Annotated in this window: 24 protein-coding genes; 13 read left to right on the top strand and 11 right to left on the bottom strand. The window is 30.1% G+C overall.

Going from position 1 to position 24,886, the window contains the following annotated elements:
* Positions 1–15: 15 nt before the first annotated feature.
* Both AANAER_RS08510 and AANAER_RS08505 read right to left on the bottom strand, forming a co-directional pair.
* Positions 16–1,287 (bottom strand): C40 family peptidase, encoded by a 1,272-nt coding sequence (locus AANAER_RS08510; RefSeq protein ID WP_129080877.1) that lies wholly within the window; start codon positions 1,285–1,287, stop codon positions 16–18.
* A gap of 12 nt (positions 1,288–1,299) precedes the next feature.
* Complete coding sequence (locus tag AANAER_RS08505) at positions 1,300–2,301, bottom strand: hypothetical protein (RefSeq protein WP_129080876.1); 1,002 nt, start codon at positions 2,299–2,301, stop codon at positions 1,300–1,302.
* A gap of 125 nt (positions 2,302–2,426) precedes the next feature.
* On the opposite strand from AANAER_RS08505, the gene AANAER_RS08500 reads away from it, so the two are divergent.
* The 3 genes from AANAER_RS08500 to AANAER_RS08490 are packed head-to-tail and all read left to right on the top strand — an operon-like array spanning position 2,427 to position 6,922.
* Positions 2,427–3,494 (top strand): ADP-ribosylglycohydrolase family protein, encoded by a 1,068-nt coding sequence (locus AANAER_RS08500; RefSeq protein WP_129080875.1) that lies wholly within the window; start codon positions 2,427–2,429, stop codon positions 3,492–3,494.
* Positions 3,495–3,542: 48 nt separating this feature from the next.
* The gene (gene ovoA / locus AANAER_RS08495) at positions 3,543–5,636 is read left to right on the top strand and encodes a 5-histidylcysteine sulfoxide synthase (protein WP_044418538.1); all 2,094 of its coding nucleotides are present in this window, start codon (positions 3,543–3,545) and stop codon (positions 5,634–5,636) included.
* A 35-nt stretch (positions 5,637–5,671) separates the two neighbouring features.
* Positions 5,672–6,922 carry a ComEC/Rec2 family competence protein gene (locus AANAER_RS08490; RefSeq protein ID WP_129080874.1) on the top strand — a complete coding sequence of 417 codons (1,251 nt, stop codon included), beginning with the start codon at positions 5,672–5,674 and terminating at the stop codon, positions 6,920–6,922.
* Here AANAER_RS08490 and AANAER_RS08485 read toward each other — a convergent pair.
* Positions 6,895–8,052, bottom strand: coding sequence for a murein transglycosylase domain-containing protein (locus AANAER_RS08485; protein WP_044418539.1), 1,158 nt, complete (start codon positions 8,050–8,052; stop codon positions 6,895–6,897). The genes AANAER_RS08490 and AANAER_RS08485 overlap by 28 nt on opposite strands.
* Positions 8,053–8,097: 45 nt before the next feature.
* Positions 8,098–8,643 (bottom strand): hypothetical protein, encoded by a 546-nt coding sequence (locus AANAER_RS08480; protein WP_129080873.1) that lies wholly within the window; start codon positions 8,641–8,643, stop codon positions 8,098–8,100.
* Between the two features lie 150 nt (positions 8,644–8,793).
* Here AANAER_RS08480 and AANAER_RS08475 point away from each other — a divergent pair, with 150 nt between their 5' ends.
* Together AANAER_RS08475 and AANAER_RS08470 are read left to right on the top strand one after the other, a co-directional pair.
* Positions 8,794–9,120, top strand: a complete 327-nt coding sequence (locus tag AANAER_RS08475; protein WP_129080872.1) for a hypothetical protein — start codon at positions 8,794–8,796, stop codon at positions 9,118–9,120.
* 7 nt (positions 9,121–9,127) lie between these two features.
* Positions 9,128–10,405: a DEAD/DEAH box helicase gene (locus AANAER_RS08470; protein WP_325050986.1), complete on the top strand. Its 1,278-nt coding sequence runs from the start codon at positions 9,128–9,130 to the stop codon at positions 10,403–10,405.
* A gap of 16 nt (positions 10,406–10,421) precedes the next feature.
* Here the strand turns inward: AANAER_RS08470 and AANAER_RS08465 are convergent, their stop codons facing one another.
* From AANAER_RS08465 to tatB, 5 genes are all read right to left on the bottom strand, one after another.
* On the bottom strand, positions 10,422–11,759 hold the full coding sequence (locus AANAER_RS08465) for a sodium-dependent transporter (RefSeq protein WP_129080870.1): 1,338 nt from the start codon (positions 11,757–11,759) through the stop codon (positions 10,422–10,424).
* A gap of 73 nt (positions 11,760–11,832) precedes the next feature.
* Positions 11,833–12,570 carry a 3'-5' exonuclease gene (locus tag AANAER_RS08460; protein WP_129080869.1) on the bottom strand — a complete coding sequence of 246 codons (738 nt, stop codon included), beginning with the start codon at positions 12,568–12,570 and terminating at the stop codon, positions 11,833–11,835.
* A 10-nt stretch (positions 12,571–12,580) separates the two neighbouring features.
* Positions 12,581–13,606, bottom strand: a complete 1,026-nt coding sequence (queA, locus tag AANAER_RS08455; RefSeq protein ID WP_129080868.1) for a tRNA preQ1(34) S-adenosylmethionine ribosyltransferase-isomerase QueA — start codon at positions 13,604–13,606, stop codon at positions 12,581–12,583.
* 7 nt (positions 13,607–13,613) lie between these two features.
* Positions 13,614–14,345 carry a twin-arginine translocase subunit TatC gene (tatC, locus tag AANAER_RS08450; protein WP_129080867.1) on the bottom strand — a complete coding sequence of 244 codons (732 nt, stop codon included), beginning with the start codon at positions 14,343–14,345 and terminating at the stop codon, positions 13,614–13,616.
* On the bottom strand, positions 14,345–14,764 hold the full coding sequence (gene tatB / locus AANAER_RS08445; RefSeq protein WP_228714773.1) for a Sec-independent protein translocase protein TatB: 420 nt from the start codon (positions 14,762–14,764) through the stop codon (positions 14,345–14,347). Before tatB ends, tatC begins: the two co-directional genes overlap by 1 nt.
* Before the next feature lie 161 nt (positions 14,765–14,925).
* Here tatB and AANAER_RS08440 point away from each other — a divergent pair, with 161 nt between their 5' ends.
* The 6 genes from AANAER_RS08440 to AANAER_RS08415 all read left to right on the top strand — a co-directional run bounded on the left by AANAER_RS08440 (position 14,926) and on the right by AANAER_RS08415 (position 19,228).
* Positions 14,926–15,717: a sulfite exporter TauE/SafE family protein gene (locus AANAER_RS08440; RefSeq protein ID WP_228711105.1), complete on the top strand. Its 792-nt coding sequence runs from the start codon at positions 14,926–14,928 to the stop codon at positions 15,715–15,717.
* Between the two features lie 70 nt (positions 15,718–15,787).
* Positions 15,788–16,543, top strand: a complete 756-nt coding sequence (locus tag AANAER_RS08435; protein ID WP_129080864.1) for a TerB family tellurite resistance protein — start codon at positions 15,788–15,790, stop codon at positions 16,541–16,543.
* Between the two features lie 5 nt (positions 16,544–16,548).
* Positions 16,549–16,776, top strand: a complete 228-nt coding sequence (locus tag AANAER_RS08430; protein ID WP_044418555.1) for a (2Fe-2S)-binding protein — start codon at positions 16,549–16,551, stop codon at positions 16,774–16,776.
* Positions 16,777–16,986 carry a hypothetical protein gene (locus AANAER_RS08425; protein WP_129080863.1) on the top strand — a complete coding sequence of 70 codons (210 nt, stop codon included), beginning with the start codon at positions 16,777–16,779 and terminating at the stop codon, positions 16,984–16,986.
* Between the two features lie 142 nt (positions 16,987–17,128).
* Entirely contained in the window at positions 17,129–18,265 is a 1,137-nt protein-coding gene (locus AANAER_RS08420; protein WP_129080862.1) for a DegT/DnrJ/EryC1/StrS family aminotransferase, read from the top strand.
* A 3-nt stretch (positions 18,266–18,268) separates the two neighbouring features.
* A complete protein-coding gene (locus AANAER_RS08415; RefSeq protein WP_129080861.1) occupies positions 18,269–19,228 on the top strand; it encodes a tetraacyldisaccharide 4'-kinase in 960 nt (319 codons plus the stop codon).
* A gap of 16 nt (positions 19,229–19,244) precedes the next feature.
* Here the strand turns inward: AANAER_RS08415 and AANAER_RS08410 are convergent, their stop codons facing one another.
* Complete coding sequence (locus AANAER_RS08410; protein WP_129080860.1) at positions 19,245–20,423, bottom strand: glutathionylspermidine synthase family protein; 1,179 nt, start codon at positions 20,421–20,423, stop codon at positions 19,245–19,247.
* Between the two features lie 4 nt (positions 20,424–20,427).
* Complete coding sequence (locus AANAER_RS08405) at positions 20,428–21,072, bottom strand: UPF0323 family lipoprotein (RefSeq protein ID WP_129080859.1); 645 nt, start codon at positions 21,070–21,072, stop codon at positions 20,428–20,430.
* Positions 21,073–21,327: 255 nt separating this feature from the next.
* On the opposite strand from AANAER_RS08405, the gene AANAER_RS08400 reads away from it, so the two are divergent.
* Positions 21,328–22,449, top strand: a complete 1,122-nt coding sequence (locus AANAER_RS08400) for a DNA repair exonuclease (protein WP_129080858.1) — start codon at positions 21,328–21,330, stop codon at positions 22,447–22,449.
* On the top strand, positions 22,436–24,805 hold the full coding sequence (locus AANAER_RS08395) for an AAA family ATPase (RefSeq protein ID WP_129080857.1): 2,370 nt from the start codon (positions 22,436–22,438) through the stop codon (positions 24,803–24,805). Before AANAER_RS08400 ends, AANAER_RS08395 begins: the two co-directional genes overlap by 14 nt.
* Positions 24,806–24,886 lie beyond the last annotated feature (81 nt).

The raw sequence follows: 24,886 nt of genomic DNA, 5'->3' as shown, positions 1-24,886 counted from the left end.
TAAAAAACAGATACTCTATTTTTTATTAAGTAGAACAATACCTTGAACTCTTTTTAGGATTGTTCTATATTTATCTGCCATTTTTAGTTCAACTCCGGGTTCTAGTGTTGTTATTACGGTTTTCCCTACTATATTTCTTCCATGAGTAAAAGGGAAGATCCAAGTTTTAACGCCCCACATATTGTGCATTACAAGAGGTTCATTGTTGTAGGTGCCTATATAAAGCATTATATGACCTCTTAAATATACAAGAGTTAAAAAAGGTATACCGTTTTTTATAATAAACTCTTTTTTCTCTTTATTGCTATATTTGGAAATATCAAAATATTTATTAAGAGCTGTTTGTGCTTTTGAATTCCTGTTTAAATAGATTCCAAAAGGTGTAAAAAAATCCTGGGTAAAACTAGAGCAATCACGATGATTGTTTAAACCGCCCCAACCGTAAGGTTCAGTTATAAATTGATTAAGAAGTTTAGAAACATAATTTTTGTTAAAATCCAGAGGAAAAGCTTTTATACTGTTTTTATTTAGATTTACTTTTTTTATTCCCGAATTTGTTGCAAGAAGATATTTATCTTTCTGTTTTAGAAAAAAGGTTCCTATTTTCAAATCTTCACTTAAATTTATATCAAAAGTCTGAAACCCGTCTTGCGTAATCACATATAAAGGATTATTCTTAAACTCTTTTATCTGATTTTCATTTACAAATAGAAGATTATCGACTCTAACCCATCCTAAAACATAGTGGGATTGTACAAATGCCCAGGCTTTGTCTTTTGAAAAATGGGATACGAAAACAGGAGTATTTATTTTTACTCTTGAGTTTTGGTTATAATCAAAAGGGAAACCTTCACCCGCTTTTTGGGGATTGTAAAAGAGTGAACTGTTTGTAGGAAATACTCTAAAATCACAATTTTTTGTCGTAATTGCTTTTAACAAAGCAGTATTATATTTTTCAAAATTTGCATTATCAATAAGTTTGTCAAACCACTGTTTTGAAGCAAGTCTGTAGTTTTCTAAGTAAATCTCTCTTTTAGCATAAATATTTCCCCAAGATGCCTCTTCTTTTGAATATTTAAGAGCCTTTAAATTCCAAGGTGAAAAGTATTTCTTTATAAAGTTTTTTGACAACTCTTCTTTGTTTAAAGTTACGTTTGTAAAGTTATTTATATAAAAAGCAGGGTTTTGGGGATAATTTTTTATATCTTCTATTTTTATGTTTTTAGGAGCACACGCCAAGAAAAAAATTGCAGTTATGATTAGTAAAAAAATATTAAGAAATTTCAATAAAAATCCTTTTTAATATTTTTGAATACTATCTAATTGCAACTTAGCTTTCTGTTTATTAATAATATTTTTATTAACTCTGTTTATAGCCTTGTTAATTAATTTCAGATCATCAATATTTTTACAAATTTTATTTGCTTTATAGTAAAAAAGTCTTGCCTGTTCTAAAAAGTTTTCAGCTTCATAAGTTAAAGCCAAATTATATAATACTTCATAACTGTTATAATTCAATTTGGAATTCAGTTTCTCAAGTTTCTGTTTTGCTTCTTTTACTTTTTTATGCGTTAGCAAGAGTATACTATCGCTAAACTCTTCTTCTACGCTCTTTTTATATTTATTATTTAATTTATCAATTATTTGAATTTTTTGATAAATATAATGTGGTGAAATATCTTCAAGAATCTCTATTGCTATTTTTTTTGCAAGTTTGCTGTTTACTTGTGTTTTAGCTCTTGTGTAATTTAGATTTATTCTATTATAAAAAAAGGGAGAATAGGAAAAAGGATATCTATAACACTCACGTTCAATTTTTGATTTGCTATAGATTTTGGAAAATATAATATTGTTATTTTGATTTAAAGCTTTTATTTGTGTTTCAACTTGATAATCTCTTCTTTCACAAGGAATCAATATTCTTGCATATTCGACACAAGTTGCAGTTTTAGCAGAATCAATATAAACATATCTTAGACATCTGAAATTGTTAAAATCCTCTTCATAATAAAAAGTAGAATTTAAAGATGAATTTAAAACTTCACCTTCAATAATTAAATCTGCATCTTTTTTCTCTTTTTGCAGATAAAATACTTTTTTATTATCTATTGTTTTATTAATAAGTTCATTTTTTAAAGATAGCGTTTGATTGATATTATCATTTTTAAGTTCATCTACAAAGATATTGCTTACTTTTTGTTCCGTGATATTTGAAGGGTATAGAGCTTTGATTGTAAGATGTTTATTACTGCAAGCACTGAAAAACAAAATAGTTAATAATAAAAAAATGTAGTTTTTCATATAAATCCTTTACTCTTTGAATATTCTACTATTTCTTTGTAAAAAAACAAAAGTCTATTGACATTATTACTAATTAGTAGTATAATTTTTCATACTAATTAGTAATAATATTAGAGGAATTTAAAATGGATATAAAAGATAGAGCCCAAGGCGCGATTGTAGGTGCTTTTATAGGAGATGCAATAGCATTAGGACCTCATTGGTATTATGATTTGGATGAACAACATAAAGATTACGGTGAGTTTATAACAACCTATACAAATCCTAAAAAAGGAAGATACCACGAGTTTGAAAAAGCAGGGAACCAATCCCAAGCAGGATATATTTTAAAGCTGATGATAAAATCACTTATTGAAAACAGAGGTTATAATCAAGAAGATTTTTGTAAAAAACTTGATGAAGAGCTGTTTACGAAGATTGACGGTATTCCTACTCACGGTCCGGGAGGTTATACTTCACAATCAATAAGAGAAGTATATAGACAAAGAGTAGAACAAAAACTTTCATGGGATGAAGTAGGAAGCAGGGCAGATACTACGGAAGCTATAGAGAGAACTCTTGCTTTGGCAGTTAAATATGCAAAAAGTCCTAAAAAATTGGCACAAACAATATCTCATAATACTTTTTTAACCCAAGTTGATGATATAGTAGGTTCAATGAGTGTTGCATACGGTGCTGTATTAGCTCAATTAATACAAGGAGAAAAATTAGATAAAGATATCTCAATAAAACTGATGAAACTTGTAAAAGAAGGAAAACTGCCTTTTCATGCAGTAACTTCCGATAACTTTAAACCTCCCAAACCAGGAGCAAAAGATCCTTCAAATATTGGACTTTTTGCTTCTCCCGATGCTCTGTTATCCCCATCATATATGGCACAAGCAGCAAAAGACAAAGATATAAAAATAGAGCCTGCATGGAAAGTCTCATTAGTATACGGTATGCCGTGTGCTATTTATCATATTCTTCCTGCAAGTTATTATCTAGCAGCCAGATTTGATAATGATTTTGAAAGTGCAATTTTACAAGCTCTTAACGGCGGCGGACAAAATCAGGCAAGATCGATTTTAACAGGGGCTTTAGTTGGGGCACAAGTGGGGTTAAAAAATATTCCCGAAAGATTTATTGAGGGATTAAATGAAAAAGACGAGATTTTAGATTTAACTAAAAAACTTTCAGATATTATAGAATAGAATTAAATTTTATGAATAGTATAAAAAGCAGAATAAATTGAGGTGACAATGAATTACATTAAAAATACTATAAACTTGAGTGTCGGTACGATAGAAGAAAAAAGAGCAGAAATAAAAGAGTATTTTTTACAAACTTATGAATTAGACGAAAAACTTTTTGATTTATTAAAAAACAAAGATTACTTATATAAACAACCTAACAGACTGAGACATCCATTGATTTTTTATTATGGACATACGGCAACTTTTTTTATGAATAAATTAAATGTTTCCAATATAGTAAGTAAAAGAGTAAACAAAAATTTTGAATCTATTTTTGCCATAGGTGTAGATGAGATGAGCTGGGATGATTTAAATAAAGAAAACTACTCTTGGCCAACTTACGAAGAGACAAAAGCATATAGAGATGAAGTAAAAGAACTGATTTTGGATTTGATTGATAATATAGAGTTTACCATGCCTATAAACTGGGAGAGCCCTATGTGGATTATTTTAATGGGAATAGAGCATGAAAATATCCATATAGAGACTTCTTCCGTACTTTTAAGAGAACTTGATATTAAATATTTAAAAGAAGAAGAACTTTTTGAATATTGTAATGAATTTAGCGAAGAGTATCCTAAAAATGAACTTCTTGAAGTAAAAGCAGGAACAGTAGTCTTAGAAAAGAATTATGAAAATCCTGTTTTTTACGGTTGGGATAATGAATTTGCTTTTCACAAAGCTACTATAAAAGATTTTAAAGCCAGTAAATATCTTGTATCAAACGGTGAATTTTTGGAATTTGTAAAAGAGGGCGGATACTCAAAACTTCACTATTTTAGTAAAGACGGACTTAAATGGCTTGATTTTACTCAAGCAAAATATCCTACATTTTGGATTAAAAAAGATGGAAAATATTATTTAAGAGAGATAAATAGAGTAGTTCCTCTTCCTTTGAATTATCCTGTAGATATAAATGTTTATGAAGCAGAGGCTTTTTGTAAATACAAAAGTGAGAAGTTGGGATTTGAAGTAAGACTTCCAAGTGAAGATGAGTATTATAGATTAAACGATTTTGTAAAGGCTCAAGAAAAAGAGGCGAATATAGGGCTTAAATATTTTAACCAAACGCCTGTTGATAAGTATAAAATGGATGATTTTTATGATGTAGTGGGAAATGTCTGGCAGTGGAGTATAACTCCTACATATCCTTTTGACGGCTTTAAAACTCATCCTGCCTATGATGATTTTACTACTCCTACTTTTGATGACAGACATGCACTTATGAAAGGTGGCTCTTTTATCTCTTTGGGAAATGAGATTTTAAGAAGTGCCAGATACGCTTTTAGAAAACACTTTTTTCAACATGCTGGATTCAGATATGTTTGTTCAAACAATGATTATAGAACAAAACTAAACGATAATGTATATGAAACAGATGAACAAATATCTCAATATTGCGAATTTCATTACGGAGATGAGTATTACGGGGTGAAAAATTTTCCTAAAAATTCAGTTGAAGTTTTAACTCCTTATCTAAAAGATATTAAAAGAAGTAAAGCTTTGGATTTGGGATGTTCAGTCGGAAGAAGTTCTTTTGAGTTGGCAAAACACTTTGATGAGGTATTAGGAATCGATTTTAGTGCAAACTTCATAAATGTCGGAGTGAAACTAAAAAAATATGACTCTTTAACTTTTAAAGTTACAACTGAAGGTGATCTTTTTGATGAAAAAACAGTCTCTTTAAAAGATTTTGCTTTAGATGAAATAAAAGAGAGAGTAACTTTTATGCAAGGTGATGCCTGCAATTTAAAAGATTTATATGTAGGTTATGATTTGATATTTTGTTCAAACTTGATTGATAGATTATATTATCCTCAAAAGTTCCTTGACGATATACCAAACAGAGTAAACAAAGATGGACTTCTTGTACTTCTGAGTCCTTACACTTGGCTTGAAGAGTATACTCCAAAACAAAACTGGCTTGGAGGATTTTTAAAAGATAATAAAGAGGTTAAGACTTTAGATACTTTAAAAGAGAATTTAAAAGACAGGTTTGAACTTTTAAATACAATAGATGTACCTTTTGTAATAAAAGAGACTAACAGAAAATTTCAACACTCTTTATCTCAAATGAGTATTTGGAAAAGAGTTAACTAATAATTTTTATAGTTATATTACTGTAAACTATTTTTATGAATAGTTTACAGTTTATCTCCTCAAAAAAAGATTTTTTCCTACTTTTTTCTATCTTAGCTTTTATAGCTTTTTTTAACTTTTTTCATGAGTATTTTAAGTATAAAGATTTGAAAGAAGAAGAGCTTTTTCAAAGTAAATTTCAAATTATTAATATCTATAAAAAAGAGGATTTTTACGTTTTGAAACTTCAAAATGAAGATCTAACCTTTTTTACTTCAATCGAAAAAAACAGAACTCTTCAAAAACTTGATTTTATAACTTTGGGGTTTCTTACTACAGGTGTAAATTTTTATTCTTATTTAAAAGGGTTTTATGCCAAATCAATCTATTATGAAAAAGAGCAAGAGAACAAAAGTTTAAAAAAAATGCTTAATGAAAAAATTAAATCACAGCATAAAAATATAGAAATAAAACAGCTTTTTTCTGCACTTTTTTTGGCAATTCCTATTTCAAAAGAGTATAGGGATATTTATACGAATTTTTCAATCAGCCATCTAATTGCTATTTCAGGCTTTCATCTATCTATACTTGCCAGTTTGGTTTATGTATTGCTTTATTATCCTTACTCATTTTTTCAAAAAAGGTATTTCCCTTATAGAAACAGAAAAGCGGATATTCTTATATTTACTCTTTTAACTCTGTTTTTATATCTTTTATTGACAAATCTAGTTGCTTCTGTTTTAAGAAGTTTTATAATGTTTTTTTTAGGAACTCTTTTTCTTCGTTCAAATATAAAAATTTTTTCCTTTGGAACTCTGTTTTTGACTCTTATTTTGATTCTCTCACTTTTTCCTAAATATCTTTTTTCTATCTCTTTATGGTTCTCTATTTGCGGAGTTTTTTATATCTTTTTATATATACACTATTTTAAAAATCAGCCTAAAATCTTTTCTTTTATTTTTTTTAACTTTTGGATCTTTTTTGTATTTAATCCCATTGTTCATTTCTTTTTCCCAAATACTGCTTATGAACAGCTTTTATCTCCTTTTTTGACTATATTTTTTACTTTTTTTTATCCTATTGAACTCTTTTTGCATTTTATAGGTTTGGGAACTTTTTGGGATGAATATTTAATCTCTTTTATAAATTACGAAATAGAAGTTTTTGAAGTAAAAACACCGAATATCTTTTTTATTTTTTATATAATATTCTCTTTTTTAAGTGTTTACAGTAAAAGAGCTTTTTTAGGATTAAATCTGCTTTTGATTTTTTTTAATCTTTATATGTTTATGAACTCTTTTTTATAATCAACAACTTTTTTTAAATATCTTCTAGTCTCGTCATAAGGCAGTTTTGTTCTAAGTGTATTATAGACTTCAATAGGTGTTTTTTGATTAATAATTGTTGTTGCCCGGTTTCTGCTTTTTGAAAAAGTTTTTAATACATTTCCGCTTCCCGTATTATAAGCACTAATTACGCAATACTCTTTAGAAACACTGTTTTTAATCCCTTTTAAATATTGGGTTTGGAGCATTTTTATATAAGCACTTCCTAGTTCTATATTGTTTTTTGCATTAAAAAGATAAGAAGAGGAAGGTTTTACACTTTTTCCTTTTACATATTTATAAGCATCTTTCCCCGCGCTGCTTGGAACAATCTGCATAAGTCCGTAGGCTCCTGCGTTGCTTACTGCAAATTGATTGAAGTTACTCTCCGTTTTTATTATTGCATAAATTAAATTTTCACTTAGATTATATCTTTTTGCATACTCTTTGACTATAGGTTTAAATTTTGCAACTCTTATTGAGGCATGATCTTTAACCATAGGAATAGTTACGTAAGATACTGTAATATTTTTAGATGCAGTTTTTAAACTTTTTTGTTTGAAACTGTTTTTTAGAAGAATATCAGCATATCTGTTTGCTCTCCATTGATATCTTATATTTTTATTTTGATCATCTTTTACTTCACCTAAAAGATAGGGTGTTCCTCCTAATTTGACCTTATTTGATCCAAAAAGATCAATAGCTCTTGGGTCATCGGGAAGTAAAAGTGTCGTTACTATTGCATTTTTAAGACTATTTTTAGAGCTTTTTTCATCTATTGTTTCTACTGTTACAATTCCTTTGTCAAAATCTATTAAGGCTCTGCTTTTATAGTTTTGCATATATTTTACATACTCTTTCTTTTTGGGTATTTTTATATTATCTTCTCCCCAACTATTTGTTATTTTTTCAATAAGGGAAGATAAAGATTTAATATCTTTTGAGAGTTTTGTAGGATTGCTTACATAATTGACTGCTTTTGTTCTGGCAAGGGATTCAAAGGCAGAAGAGGGGTCTTTGCTTATTGCCGCTCTTGTTAGGGTATAAACATCATTGACACTACAGCCTGTAAAAAATATAAGGAGTAAAAAAGTTACTATTTTTTTATTCATAAAATTATTTTAACATAAAATATTAAGTAATCGGTTAATCTACATTTACTGAAACTTTTTCAATTCCTCTTCTAGCTCTATTTTTGAGTTATTATTACTAGAAAAATATTTAATATAATTCTCTTTTGAACTACTATCATCTTGTGTTAGTTTTTCAAAGGTTTGGTTGATTTCTTTTAAGCTGTTTCCTTTATTGTTATTATCTGTTCCTTCTAAATATTTCCCCGTAAGTCTTTCCGAAAAATTGTTTAGCAAATCTTTAAGTTGAGATAATAGATCTTCTACTACACTTTTGTAGTTTGCATCCTTTGAAGATTTTTCTATAGCTTCTTGAATTTTTTCCATTAATTTATTTATCTCTTCAAGCTCTTGGGGTGTTAATCCTGTATTAACCGAAATTCTCACTTGTTTTAGAAGTTCTTCTATTAACTTTTTTCTCTCTTCTCTTTGTGTTTTTATATCTTTTTTTTCTTCTTGCGTCTCTTCTAATATAGTTTCAAAAGATTTTTCATCTGATTTGGGGGAAGAGTTTTGTGTTTTTGAGTTTAAATCTGAATTTAAAGGTAAATTGTCATTTAGTAATATATTCATAAAAAATCCTTTGAAAAATAGTATCATTTAAAAACTTTACAAAATATAAATATAAATTATTTAATATTTCTTTTTAATTTGTGAATCTTTAGGTTTAATCAAAATCTTGCTATTATTTCCATCTTATTAAAGCTTGAAGGTAAATTGTATATGGAAATGATTTTAAATGAAGATGATTTGGTTGTCGGTGCTGTTTTTGAAAACGGTACGATTCAAGATTATGTGGATGAAGAAAAAACTTATGGTTTAATTAGAGTTGAGGATACGACTGCAAACTGGTTTTTGTATAATGATCTGGATTCTGCCAAAGAGATAAAAGAGCTTTATAAAAAAGTTGTTAAAGAAGAACATTTTATTAAAAATGATTTTGGAGAAGAGATTGTTCTTTTCAATAAAAAAGGTAATGTTTCATTTGAAAGACTTGTAGCAAGAATCGACAGTTATTTAGATGATGAAATTGTGTCTAGTATATTTTAAAGGATAAATTATAAATAAATTTAGTGAATTAAATCTAAATGAAGCTTTAATAAAAGCAATTACAAAACAAGGGTATGAGACTCCTACAAAGATCCAAAAAAAGGTTATTCCTCTTTTAAACAAAGGAATTGACGTAATAGCTGCATCAAAATCAGGTACAGGAAAAACAGCCTCTTATGTATTACCGATGTTAAATAAAATAAACTCTAATTTAAACTACGAAAACAGAGTTTTAAGAGGTTTGATAATCGTTCCTACTAGAGAATTGGTAGAACAAGTATCTAAAACTTTGGCAGATTTTGGAGAGTTTTTAAAAGTAAAACATACGAAAGTTATGGGAGGAACAAGTAGAACAAAACAGACTAAAGTAATAGGAAGTGGAATTGATATTGTAGTGGCAACTGCCGGAAGGCTTTTAGATTTGTCAAAAGATGAAATTTTAGATCTCTCTTCTGTTAATTTTATTGTTTTAGATGAGGCAGATACTATGCTTGAAATGGGCTTTTTAGAAGAGATAGAAGAGATTTTTTCTTTATGTTCGCCTAAAAGACAGATTATCATGTGTTCTGCAACTATTTCACAAAATATTAAAAAACTTGCAAAAGAGTTTTTACAAGAGCCTGTATCTGTTCAAGTACATGATAGAAGAGATAGAGTTGATTTAATAAATCACAAAGCATACAAAATAGATAAAAAGAAGAAAAAAGAGCTTGTAACAAAACTTATTAAAGATTCAAATTATAAGCAAATACTTCTTTTTGTAAATAAAAAAGATGCAGCTGATGCAGCGATTGAACACTTTAATACTCACGGAGTAAAAGCTGCTGCAATTCACGGTGAAATTGAGTATAAACAAAGAGTACAGGCTATAAAAGATTTTAGAAATAAAAAAATTCAAGTTTTAATCGCAACAGATATAGCCGCAAGAGGGCTTGATATAGAAAAATTGCCTTTGGTAATAAACTATACTTTGCCTGAATCAACCGATGATTTTACCCATAGGGTAGGAAGAACGGGAAGAGCAGGGAATAGAGGCGAAGTAATTACTATTCTTACGACAGAAGATTATAATCGTTTTACAAAAATAGAAAGAGACTTAAAACTTAATGTAAAAAGAGAAGTTCATGAAAGTTTTCCTTTAAGAGATAGACAACCAAGACAAAAAGTTCAAACTAAGAAGAAATTAAGTGAGAAAAAAAGTAGAAAAACTCCCGTAAAAAAAGAGCCTGCAAAATCTAAAAAAACAACAAAAAGAGATGTCAATAGAAGTTTTAGAAGAAAGTAGGATAACCTACTTCTTCCTATTTTATAATTCCTAATTTATTTAAAAGCAGTATTGTAACTGCAAGAGGAACGATATATTTAACTAAAACATACCAAATATTAAAAATCGCTACAGGTACATGTTGAGTAAACTTGTTTTTAATCTTTTCTTTATCAACAAAAAATCCCAAAAATATACAAGTTATAATTGCAGCAATAGGCATTGAGATTGAAGAAGTTAAGAAATCCATCCAATCAAAGGCATTTTTACCGAAGAAAGTCAAAGATTCTTTATATGAACTTGACATAGATAAAAGAGCGATAATACCAAAAATATAAAAAATTGAACCGCAGATTGCTACAGCTTTTTTTCTTGTCATGTTAAATCTTTCGATAAAGAGCATTAAAACAGGTTCTATCATAGAAACAGCAGAAGTGATTCCTGCAAATAAAAGTGCAGAGAAAAAAGCAACTGCAATAATATTCCCCAAAGTTCCCCACTGCTCAAAAATTACAGGTAAAGAGATAAAAACAAGTCCGGGTCCAGCGGAACTTTTTGCTCCTGCTGCAAAAAGAAAAGAGAAGATAATCAATCCTGCAACTATAGCTATGGTTGTATCAACAATTGCCACGTAAAGTGAAGATTTTACGAAATTATTCTTTTGTGGAAGAGAAGCAGAGTAGGTCATTATTGTACCTATTCCAAGTGAAAGAGTAAAAAATGCCTGACCTAAAGCTGCTAAAAGGGCATTTTCATCAATTTTGCTCCAGTCAGCTCTAAACATAAACTCTATTGATTTTGAAAAACTATCCAAGGTTAAAGCATATGCTAAAAGTCCAAACATAATAACTCCCAAAAGAGGCATAAGAATAAGGTTTATTTTTTCAATACCGTCTTTTACGCCTTTTAAAACAATAAAAATCGTAATAAGTGCCACAATTGAGTGCAATAAGATTTGTAAACCGATTTTTTCGGAAATTAAAGTATTAAAACTATTTCCTGCTGCTTGTGCGCTGTTAGGAAGATTTCCGAAAGAGACAATAATATAATTTAAAATCCAACCTAAAACAACAGAATAGAAAGCTAAAATAAAAAGACCTGCAAAAACCATAAATCCTGCATATTTCCAGTTTGGATTTTTTGTTTTTGACATTTTTATAAAAGTTGAAGATACATTTGCTTCAGAAGCCTGTCCTAAATAAGACTCTGCGATAAAAACAACAAGACCTATAAAAACAATACAAAGCAGATAAACAAGTACAAATGCACCACCGCCATACTCTCCCGTAATATATGGGAATTTCCAAATATTACCTAATCCTACAGCTGAACCGGCAGCTGCAAAAATAAATCCTATACGTGAAAATTTATTCACTATTAACCTTTAAAATAAATTTATTGCAAAATTATAGTGAAATTTAGATGAGATTTTTATGTAACTATTAACTCTAAGCCAGAACTTTATCTAAAGTATATTTTAAATCTTCGTCTAAATCCATATTTGTTCTCATCCAGTTTAAATACGAGGGATCTTCTTTTGCAACTTCGGCAATCTCTTTGTTTTTGTATTTTCCAAATCTAAATGTTTTAATTAAAACAGGAGTTTTTGTCAAATCCACAAGTTTTTCCATTGGATTATAATCAGGATAAATTTCTCTGCATTTAGTTACAAGTTTTGATAAAAAGAGTTTCATAACAAGTACGTCCCCTATAGCATCATGGGCTTTTATAGTGATATTGTATTTTTCCGCCTCTTTTTGCTCTTTTTTATAAAGCTCTAAAGCATATCTTAAATATTGAAGTCTATGGTAGGGCATTTGAGGAAAAAGATGTTTTGCGCATCTTAAGGTATCGATTATTTGATAAGAGTTTACAAATCCCTCTTTTTCTATCATTGACATATCAAAATTTATATTATGGGCAATAAGATAGTTTTCATTTGAATTTAACTCTTCTAATCTTTTATAAAATGAAGTCTCTGTCGCTTTTGGTTTTCCTATAAGTAAATCAGGTGTGATATTATGCACTTCCATGGCTTCAAGTTTTATTTCCACATCTGTAGAACAAAGTTCGTCGTAAGCTTCAACTTCTCCGTTTTGAGATACAATCATAGCTCCAAATTGAATCACTTTGTCATCATCTTGATTTCCTGTTGTTTCTGTGTCAAATAGTACATAATATGGCATAGTTTTCCTTTTATAAAATTAACATTCCATCGCCGTAAGAGAAGAATCTATATTTTTGTTTAATAGCTTCATTATAAACTTCTAAAGTCTTTTCAAGTCCTATAAATGAAGCAATAAGCATAATAAGAGTCGATTTTGGCAAATGAAAATTCGTAAGCAGATAATCTACTTTGATTGGTTTATTCAGCGGATTTAAAAAAAGATCGCACTCACCTTGTATTTTGTTTGTTCTTGCATAATATTCCACCGTTCTTGTTACGGTTGTTCCTACTGCTAAAACTTTTTTGGCTTCATCTAAAGCCTTTTTTGCTTTTGCATCTATTTCAAAGTATTCGCTGTGCATAGGATGAGATAATATCTCTTCTACATCAACAGGTTTAAAAGTACCTGCTCCCACATGCAAAGTTAAATAGTTTACGGGAAAGTTCTTATTTATTTTTTCAAGTAACTCTTCTGTAAAGTGTAAAGATGCCGTAGGAGCCGCAACTGCACCGTAATTTTTTGCAAAAAGTGTTTGATAATCTTGATTGTCTTTCTCTTCATCTTCTCTGTTCATATAAGGAGGAAGAGGAAGATGTCCTATTTTGTTTAAAATTTCAACTAATGATAAAAAGTCAAGTTTTTCGTCATCTTTAAAAAAGTTTACGACTCTGCTTCCGTCTTCATTTACTTCCAAAACTTCGGCATTTAGATTATTTTCAAAAAAGATTTTTGTGCCGACTCTTACTTTCCCTCTAATCATTACTAAATATCTATCCATAAAAAGAGGTTTGTTAAATAAAAGTTCGACTTTACCGCCTGAATCTTTATTTCCGTAAATTCTGGCTTTTATAACTTTTGTATCATTTAAAAATATTGAGGCATCTTTTGGAATAAAATCATAAAGATCTTTAAAGGTTGTATGGATGATTTTATCTTTTTTCCTGTCGTAAACCAAAAGTTTTGCACTATCTGCGGGATATACCGGATGGGTAGCTATGAGCTCTTTTGGAAGAGTATAATCATAGCTAGAAGTCTTAAGAGGGTCAAGCTGCATTTTCCTGCTACTCCTCCTCTTCTTCTTCAACTGTTGCAGGATTGAAAATTTTTGCTATATAAATAGATACAAGATATAGTAAAATAAGAGGACCTGCCATTAAAAATTGTGTTAAAACATCAGGCGGAGTTAAAAGTGCAGCAAAAATAAAAATTAAAACAACTGCATATTTAAAAAAGTCTTTTAACATTCTATCATCTACAAGACCTATTTTTGCCAAGAAAAATGTTATAACGGGAAGTTCAAAAGCAACACCGAAACCAAATAAAAGTTTAGTGAAAAATCCAACATATTTACCGATACTAGGCAACACGGTTACAACAGCAGAACCAAAATTGATTAGAAATTCAAATCCGAAAGGAACAACTACCCAATAAGCAAAAGCTGCACCCGATAAAAACATCAATGTAGCAAAAAATACAAAAGGAATCACGAGTTTCTTTTCATGTTCATAAAGTCCCGGAGCCAAAAACAGCCACATTTGCCAAAATATAACGGGAAGCGAAACTATAAATCCCGAGAAAAAAGCAACTTTTAATGCCGTGAAAAATGTTTCTTGAATCTCAACTGCAACCATATGAGAATTTGGAGGAAGAACAGCCTCAACAGGTACCATCATCCAAGTTAGAATCGGTTCATAAAATGTAAAACAAGCAAAAAATGCAATAATTAAACAAATAGCAGAATTAATAAGTCTTTTTCTAAGATCTGCAATGTGCGGTTTTAACTCTTCAAACATTATTTCATTTCCTCAGTTTTTTCTAAATCTTCATTCTCTTTTTCCAAAGCCTTCTCTTTGTTTTTCTTTTTTTTCGGTTCTTTTAATGATACTTTTTCTTTATTATCATCAGCTTTTTCAGGCTTCTTCATATCTTCGTTTATAATATCATTTAATCCCAAATCAAGATTTTCTTTTAAGTTTAAAGTAGATTTTGCTTCTTCAATTTGAGCTTTGTATTTAGCTGCCTCTTCTTTCATTTCCGAGACATTGAGTTCATTATCCAATGTAGATTTTGCATCTTCAATACCTGATTTAAACTTCTTTAAAAACTTTGCAATTTCTACCATAGCAGTAGGTAGTTTTTCAGGACCCAACGCAATAATTGCCACAATCGCAATTAAAAGTATTTCCATAAAACCCATTCCAAACATATACATCTCCAAGTTTGTTTTAAAAGTAGTGATTCTACCTAATTTTTGTTAAAAAATCAGTTAGCTTGGAAAATTGTGTTTTTAAATTTTTCTATATTTTAGAGGAATAAGAAATGCATCTTTGATAAACTTTAAAATAAGAAAATTATATTTTAAAGGTTTATATTTTGAAGAATAAAAATTTTTATTCATTTCTAAGTGGTGGTTTAGTTGCTTCTTTAGGAGGATTAATAGGTTTAGGCGGTGCAGAATTCAGGCTTCCTATTTTAGTCGGTTTTTTTAAATTTGCTACTTTAAATGCAATTATTATAAATAAAATTGTTTCTTTAGCTGTTGTTGTTTTCTCTCTTTTTTTCAGAAGTTATACAATAAGTTTTGATGAAATAGTTCCTCACTTTTTTATTATAATCAATATTCTTTTAGGAAGTTTGTTCGGAGCGTACGTCGGTGCAAATTATGCCTTGAAAATAAAACAAGAAATTTTAAATAAGATAATATTTATACTTTTAATAGTTTTAGCTTTTTCAATGCTTTTAGGGCATGATTATTTAACTTCAAGTAAACCTCTGTTTGAAAATAAAATTATACTGTTTCTATCGGGTATTATTTCAGGTATTTTAATTGGAATTATTGCTGCTGTTTTAGGTGTAGCAGGTGGCGAGTTTATACTTCCCACTCTAATTTTGCTATTTGGACTTGATCCCAAACTTGCAGGTAGTATTTCTCTTTGTATCAGTCTGCCGACCATGCTTATGGCTTTTTTTAGATATTCAAAAAGTGAACAGTTTCAAGAGATTATGATTGAAAAGAAATTTTTTACATTTATGATTGTCGGCTCTTTAGTTGGAGCAGCAGTAGGATCTATGTTGTTAAGTTTTGTAAATTCTGAATATATTTCTATTATTTTAGGTGTTATCTTGCTTATCTCTGCTTGGAAGGTATTTAAAGATAATCATTAGTATAAGGTTTTGTAAACTCGGACTTATTAAAACTTTGTTAAAATCTTGCCATTATTTTTAAAGGATTATGATGAAACTTATAGTTTTACTTATTATCGGGGTTATACTTTATTTTATTGCAAGAGGCTACAAAACAGAAAAGTTTGAAAATATCAAGCTTGATATAAAAGAGAAGTTTGACGGGGATTTAATGAACCATGAAGCTGGTCTTTTAATTGCACTTATGGCAAAAGTTGCAAAAGCTGACGGGCAAGTTAGTGAGCTTGAAGCTCAGATGTTAAAACACACTTTTACAGATATTTCACAACATTTTGAAAATAGTGAAGAGATTAGAGAAAAGTTAAAAGAGATTTATAAAAAAGAGAAAGAGAGTTTTGACAATACTATTCTTATCTGTGAAAAGCTGTATAAAATAACAAAACATGACTATGCAAAACGTGTTAAAATATTGGAATATCTTCTAAACTTGGCATATATTGATCAAGAGTTTTCTCAGACTGAATTTATGATTGCGGAAGATATAGCAACTGCATTACAAATCAAAAAAGCCGATTTTGAAAATCTTGTAAATAAATTTGAAAATTTTTACAGAGAACAAAAAGCAAATCAAGCTTTATCTTTGGAAAAAGCTTATGAAATCTTAGAATCAAATCCGACTGATGACAGTAATACTTTAAAGAAAAATTATAGAAAATTGGTAAAACAGCATCATCCGGATATTGTTGCGGGGCAGGGAGCTTCTGAAGATATTATTGAACAAGCTACTAAAAAACTTCAAGAGATAAATGAGGCTTATGAACTTATTAAAAAAAGCAAAGGTATATAAAATAGATGGCGAGAAAATTTCCCCACTCTTATGTAGTGTGTAAGTGCAGAAATGTGACATTAGGAGAAATAATTTACTCTATAAAAGAGAAAAATGCCGATTCTATTGAAAAAATCGGAGAATCGACGGATGCGGGAACATGTTGTAAATGTTGCCAAAGCAAAGAGAAAGATATAGGTGTAGAAAAAATGGAATTATATTTAGAACAGATTGTAAAAAAGTTTGAGAAATAGATGGAAAAAGAAGAGCTAATAGAAGAGATAAAAGAGCTGATTTCAGTAAACGGTGAAGACGCTGTTGAAATTAATCCAAACTATTTAGAATATTTTCAGTTAGATGAGCTAATTGCTATAAAAGAGAGGCTTTTATTAAGAAAAAGCAAAATAAAAGAAACTACTTCGTTATTTTTAGATGAAATTTATGAAAAAACAAAGGAAGATTAAAATATAATTATAAGGTTTAGCCCAAAATAAAGGATAAAAGCATGATTAATTGGGAAAATATAAAAAAACAGTTACAACAATTTTTAAAAAACGAGTTAGAAAAAACAAAATTAGATAGATTTACAATAGATGGAGTTAACATATGAAAGAGATACCTTTTTATCAATCATCAATTGGAGAAGAAGAGTTAAGTCAGATTAAGTCTGTATTGGAGCTTAATAAAGATGAAAACAAAGTAATAGAATTTGAAGAAAATATGGCAAATTTTGTCGGTGCAAAATATGCAGTTGCCACTTGCAATGCAACATCTGCTATTCATCTTGCTTTAAGTGCTATTAAGCTTAAAAGAGGTGATAAAATTCTAATGTCTGTTAACTCTTTTGTAAATGTTCCCGAAGTTGTAAGACACTTTGATGCGGAGCCTATTTTTATTGATATAAATACAGATGATATGAATATTGACGTAAATAAGTTTGAAAAGGCTTTGGCTGAAAATAAAACAAAAAAATTAAGAGGTGCAATCATAACTTTTGTAGCAGGGCAAACACCTGATTTAGACAGAATTTACGATATTGCGGAAAAATACGGGATTATTCTTATTGAAGATGCTACTTGTGCACTTGGAGTTACATATAATGATGAGACCGTAGGAAGCTTAAGAGCTGATATGACTATTTTCTCTACAAACCCTTCAAACGGTAAGTATTCAGTTAGTAGATCAGGTATTATAGTAACAAACAACGAAGAGATTGCAGATCGTGCAAAACTTCTTAGAACTCATGCAATTACTACTACATACGATGATTTTGGGAACTTGGATTATATTTATGACGTTGTTGATATCGGACATAAATATGATATTTCGGAACTTGATGCGGCTTTTTCACTTGCACAGCTTAAAAAAACAAACAAGTTTATAAAAAGAAGAAAAGAGATTGCAAAAATTTATAAAGATAGATTATCGGGTATTAAACACGTAACAATACCTTCTCATAAAGATGAACATATCTTTACACAGTTTATTATCAAAATCTCAAGAAACAGAGATGCTTTTGCAAGAGCTTTAAAAGAGAAAGGAATAGCAACGGGGCTTAACTATATTCCTTTACATCTTTTATCATACTATAAAAATAAATACTCTATCAAAATTACGGAGTTTAGTTCTGCCTTAACATCATATCAACAAATTTTATCAATACCTATGTATCCGGGACTTACAGATGAAGAAGCAAATTACATTTGTGACCAAATTATAGAAATAGCTTCTGAATGGGTTTAACATTTGAAGCAAAAAATCTTTTTATGGGTTGAAGATTATCTCTTCTACCCTAACTTCTTTCAAAGAGTTATCTCTTTTATTTTATTACCGCTGACTTTTGTATATATGCTTGTAATTGCTTTAAAAAGAGCAAGTGCAAAACAGATTGACTTTGGAATACCCGTGATATCCGTTGGAAATATTATTGTAGGAGGAAGCGGGAAAACACCGCTTACTATAGAACTTGCAAGAAAATACGAAAATGTAGCGGTTATTTTAAGAGGATACGCAAGAGAGTCAAAAGGGCTTTTTGTAATCTCTCAAAAGGGAAAAATTTTAGAAGACGTAAAAACAAGCGGTGATGAAGCAATGCTTTTATCCAAAGCTTTGCCAAATGCCACTGTTATAGTAAGTGAAGATAGAAAAAAAGCTATTTTAAAAGCAAAAGAATTAGGCTGCAAAATAGTTTTTTTGGATGACGGTTTTTCAAAATACGATATAAAAAAATTTGATATTTTAATTCGTCCCAAAATAGAGCCTACGAATATTTTTTGTCTGCCAAGCGGCGGTTACAGAGAACCTAAGATGGCTTACTCTTTTGCTGATTTGGAGCTAAAAGAGGGAGTTGATTTCAGACGGGTTGTTACTTTTGTAAAAGATGATGAGATAATAAACGTATTGCCTTTGAAACTGCTTTTTTTGACAGCCATTTCAAAACCCAAAAGAGTTTTGGAGTTTTTACCTAAAGGAACCAAAATGGAAGCTTTTGAAGATCATCATGATTTTACTAAAGAAGAGTTGGAAACTATAAAAGAGAAATATAAAGATTACACGATAGTAACTACTTCAAAAGATTTCGTAAAACTTCAAAAATTTGATTTAAAAGATATTATTCTAATGGATTTAAAACTGGAGTTTGAACACAATTTAAAATTTGATTTGATGGATGAATATATAAAAAGTTATGAAAGTTTTAGTAACTAAAAGTAAAAACTTTTAGTTACTTTATAATATGCCCTACAAATTTCGACATATTGTTTAAAATTTTTCCGCCTCTTCTAAATCCTAAACCGCACCCTTCATAAGCGTAAAAAACACCTGCTTGATATGAGTTTCCTTTTTCATCTTTTGGAAGTTCTACATACTCTTGATAAACAGCTTTATGCCCTTCATATTCACCTTTTGTTTCAACATCAATAGAGCCGTCAGGATTTATGATTTTAGTATTTGCTCCTTCTCTTCCGAAACATCTTTTTTCAACTTGCTTTTTACCCTCTAAAGGAGAGAATGAAGTCTCTAAAAGTAGGGGATGATTTGGATATAAATCCCAAAGTATTTTCATAAATCCTTTTGATTGGAACATCAAAGTATATGCAGGATTGAAGATAATCGCTTTTTTGTTTTTTACTATTTCAGTTAAAAGCAAAGCCAATTCGCTTTCATCGATTGCAATATCTTCCCAAGGAATTAGTTTAAACCAAAATTCAAAATTTTCATCACCTTTAAAAATACCTTCATCACTAAACTGTACATTTTCAATATACTCAAAATCCGTATTAAATCCAGCTTCTGTTGCAATATGTTGTAGAAGTTTTGTGGTATTTATATCTTCACTTGAACTTGAAATTGAAGAAAAGAGTATTTTCCAGTTTAGTTTTGAGTAATACTCTTCAAACTTGTCAACTTCCGTATCTAAAGTAATAATTCTTTTGAAGTTGTCTTTTAAAGCTTCATATAGATTGTTAAATTGACTTGCATCTTCCATATTGTTTGCTTTTAACATAGCCCATTGAATAATTCCAGTTTCAAATAAAGAGGTTGGAGTATCTGCATTAAACTCAATAAGTTTTATAGGTTTTCCGTCAATTCCGCCTGCCAAATCAAATCTTGAGTAAAGATGCCAATGAACGTCGTTTTCCCAAGACTCTTTTATAACTTCGACTAGATTAAAAGGGATATTTATTTCATGGAAAAGGTCATTTTCAATTACATAATCTCCTGCTTCACAAAACATATCATAAAGCTCATTTGCAGCTTCGTAATAGGCATTTGCTTCATCTTCACTAATTTGAATAATCTCGTTTGCTACATATGAACTATTATCTTCATCCGTATGCCAGACAAAACCTATAGACTCTAAATATTCATTTGTAAGAGCTTTTATTTTTTGTAGTTTCATTTAATCATCCACCAAATGTTCTAGAGCCGCTTCCAAAGAAAGAGCCTGATTTTGAAGTTCCCGATTTACTTCCGAAGAAACCGCTTTTTTTAGTGCTGCTGCTTGTAGCTGTTTTAGCTTTTGAAAAAGAGCTTTGAGATCTGCTGTATGTTTGCGGTGATTTATATTGAGCTTTTCTTTGGTTTTGATAGTTTTGATTGTTAAATAGTTTATTACCGATCCAAGAACCCAGCATTGCTCCTGCAATAGAAGATAATAAAACTCCACCAAGTCCCATTCCCTCACTCATTTGTGGATTTGTAAGACCTGAAGTTCCTGCATCGATTTTAGCAGCTTCATCTTTTACAAGTTTATCAATCTCTTCTTGTGATAAAATTCTTTCAGTTCCGTCAGGACTTCTTAAAACAATAGTTGTTTTATTTGCCGGAAACTCTTCTGCAATTTTATACTGACCTTGGGCAGTTTGTTCAACGATTACAAAAGCATTTTGTTTTTGTGTTGCTTGAGAAACAGCTCCGTTTTGACCTTGATTTTGGTTATTTGAACTTTTATCTTCACACCCTGCCAAGCCTGTGATTAAAAAAGCACCAAGTCCACCTACCAAAGCATAGTTTGAAAATTTTTTAATATGTTTATTAGTTTTTTTCAATATTTAATCCTTTCAATAATAATTATTAATACATGATAAAAAAGAGATTTATAATACTAAATTGTTTATATAAAAAAGATGAAAGAGAAACTTTATATAAAATAAGAAAATATTTTATATCTAATAAAATTTTATTTATTTCGTCACAAAAAAGTGACGCAAAGACCTAAATATCGAAATTTGGGCTTCTTTTATAATAATAATTAATAATACAAATTATATAATAGTTATCAAATAAGAGATTAAGAGATAAAATTGAAAATAATACATTTTAGTGATACGCATTTGGGTTACAATGATTTAGATATTGTAAATGAAGAGAATATAAACCAAAGAGAAGCAGACTTCTACGATGCTTTCTCACAAGTTGTAGAGGATATAGAAAAACTAAAACCTGATTTTGTAATACATACGGGAGATTTGTTTCATAGAAGCTCTCCAAGCAACAGAGCCATAACCTTTGCTCTAAAAGAGTTTAAAAGGCTAAATGCTTTAAATATTCCTATTATTATGATTGCAGGTAATCACTCAACACCAAGAACAAACCTAAGCAGTCCAATTTTAAAGATTTTTGAAGATTTTGAAAATGTATATGTATCTTATGAACAAGAGTACAAAAAAGTAGAGTTTGACAATATCATCTTTCATACGCTTCCTCACATGAATGATGAAACCAAAGCCCAAGAGCAGATAAATCTATGTGAAGATAATATAAACAGCACTAAAAAAAATATTATGATGATGCACTGTAGTGTAGGGGCTTGGTATTTGATGCAGGAGTTTGGAGAGTGGGTATATCCAAGTTCAAAAGAGTATCTTTTTGAAAAGATGGATTATGTGGCACTGGGGCATTGGCACGGTTTTGGAAATGTAGGAAAATATGAAAACGTCTTCTACAGCGGTTCAACAGAACGCACAAGTCTAAATGACAAAAGAAACTCAAAGGGATATGCTCTTGTAGAGTTGGATGATAAAGTAAAAGTTGAATATAAAGAGATAAAAATACGACCGATTATTACTAAAACGGTGGATTGTCAAGAGTATGAAAAGAGTATTGAAACTCTTGATTTAAGCGATACAAAAGATGCCATAGTAGAAGTAAAACTTCAAAATCTAACTACTATGCAGTCAATAGATATACAAAACAGCGATATAAAAAAACTCTTTGCCGACGCCATGAGTGTGACGGTTAAAAGAGAGTTTAAAAAAGACTCAAACGAGAGTGCAACTTTGGATGATATTCAAGCTTTGTCTTTGGAAGAGTATTTTTTAGAGCATATAAAAGAGCAGAGTGAAGACAAAGAATACGACCGCTTAAAACCAAAAATCCAAGAACTATTTTCAAAATATGAGGAGGCTTACGATGATACTTTGTAAGCTTTGCTTGGAAAACTTTAAAAGATATGTCAAGTTTGAGATAGATTTTGAAGAGGGATTAGTAGGAATAATAGGGAAAAACGGTAGCGGAAAATCAACTATTTTCGAAGCAATACTTTTTGCCCTTTACGGAGAGTTTAAAGATAGAGGTTATAAAGAGATTGTGCGAAATGCCAATGCCTCAACAAAAGATGTCGTAGTAGTTGAACTTCTTTTTGAGTTTGATAGCATTGAGTATAGAGTCGTAAGGGAGTTTAGAGGCAAAGCCTTAACTGCAAATGCAAAACTCTATAAAAACGGTGAACTAATAACAAGCGGAGCCAAAGAGGTAACAGCTTCTATTATAAAACTAACCAAGATGAACAAAGAGGCGTTTCTTCATACACTTTTTGCCAGTCAAAAAGAGCTTACAAGTCTTAGCAACAGCAAGCCTGAAGATAGAAAAAGAATGATAAGAAAGCTTTTGGGCTTGGAAAAAATCGACTATATAGAAAAAGAATTGATAGAAAAAAGCAGAGAGCTAAAAAGAGAGATTTCAGCTTTTGCGGAAGTGCTACTAAGCAAAGAGGAAAAAGAGCTTAAAAAAGAGCAGATTAAACAAAATCTTGAGGCGAAAAAAGAGCTAAATAAAGCCTCTGTTATCCAAGGCAAAGAGTTAGATAGTATAAAACTAAAAGAGATTGATATAAAAAAAGAGCTTGAAGTTTTTAATAAAACAAAAGAGCAAAAGCAAAAACTCTTTGGTGAACTTGAACTTCTTAAAAACTCTATTAACTCATCTTTACAAAATCAATCAAAACTCTCAAAAGAGCTTGAAGATTTGGATAACAAACAAAAAGAGTACAAAGCTTTAGAACCCATCAAACAACAATACGAAGAGCTACAACAAAAACTAAAAGAACAAACACAGCTAAAAGAGTATCACCTTAAAAAAGAGGGACTTTTAAAAGAGCAGGAGAGTCTAAGAGAACAGTATAAAAAGATAAAAAAAGATTTGGCACAGCTTGAAAAAGAGTGCGAGGGCTATGAAGAGTTAAGTAATAAACTAAAGCAAATAAATACTTATATAAATCAAAGCAAAAGCACTTATCAAGAGATACAGACAAAAGAGAAAGAGGTAAACTCAAAACTCTTTGCCGAACAAAGAGTTATAAACGATACGACGGCAAAAATAGAAAATATCCAAGCTTTGGGCAGAGAGTCTAGCTGTCCTACTTGTACCAGACCTCTTTTAGAAGAGTATGACAATGTAATAAACTCTTTAAACGGTATCATAAAACACATTCAAGATGAAAAAATCACAAAATTAAAACTTGAATTAAAAATAGTAGAAGAGAGTAGAAAAGAGTGGGAAAACAGCATACAAACTCAAGAAAAAGAGCAAATAGAACTGTCAAATAAAAACACTCTAATGCTAAGCAAACAAAAAGATTTGCAAGAGTTAAGCATTCATCTTCAAACCATAGAGCAAAAGGGCAAAATAAACAATGATGAACTGGCAAAACTAGAGCAGTATAAATATGATGAAAACATACATAAAGCTTTGGAAAACAGCTTTAATACACTACAGCCAAAATATGAAACTCTAAAATCTCTTGAGACTATGCTAAAACGATATATCAATGTGAAACAAGAGCTAGAAAACACCGTAAAACAGGTAGTTTCGCTAAATGAAAACTATGATAAAAAAGAGATAGACTATAAACAAATAGATTATAATGAGAAAAATCACCAAAATAAACAAAAAGAGTTTGACGAACATATAATAAAAAAAGATGAAAAAACAGCCCAACTAAATAAACTAAATGTTGATATAGCAACCCTAGAGGGTGAGATAAAAACCGTACAGGCAAGCTTGGACAATGACGATAAACAGCTGGCAAAAGTACAGACAAAAAAAGACGACCTAATAGACTACGACAAAATCAAAATAAGCCTAAGCGAGTTTAAAACAAAACTCAACTCAAAAGTAGCCCCAAGAATATCCGACATAGCTTCAAGTATGTATGCCCAAATAACCAAAGGTAAATACCAACACATAGAAGTATCAAACGACTTTGACTTTTTTATCTATGATGAGGGCAAAAAGTACCCGATAGAAAGATTTAGTGGCGGTGAAATAGACTTGGCAAACTTAGTTTTGCGTATAGCTATATCAAAAACCCTAAATGAACTAAGCGGAAGCTCTCAAATAGGATTTTTAGCTTTTGATGAAGTATTTGGAAGCCAAGATGAAGCAAGACGTATGGAGATACTAGAAGCCTTTCATACCATAAAAGAACAGTATCGACAGATATTTTTGATAAGTCATGAGATGGAGATAAAAGAGATGTTTGAAAGAGTTGTGGAGTTGTAGGTGTGATTTCTTATGCGGAAGCACTAAAGACAAGAATCCCATTGCCGATAAAGGTAGAGCCTAAGGGTGATGGGACGAGTA

It is taken from the genome of Halarcobacter anaerophilus (genome assembly GCF_006459125.1).
Classification (GTDB): Bacteria; Campylobacterota; Campylobacteria; order Campylobacterales; family Arcobacteraceae; genus Halarcobacter; species Halarcobacter anaerophilus.
Note: the sequence above shows the minus strand (reverse complement) of the source record. Positions and strands in the feature narration are given on the sequence as shown.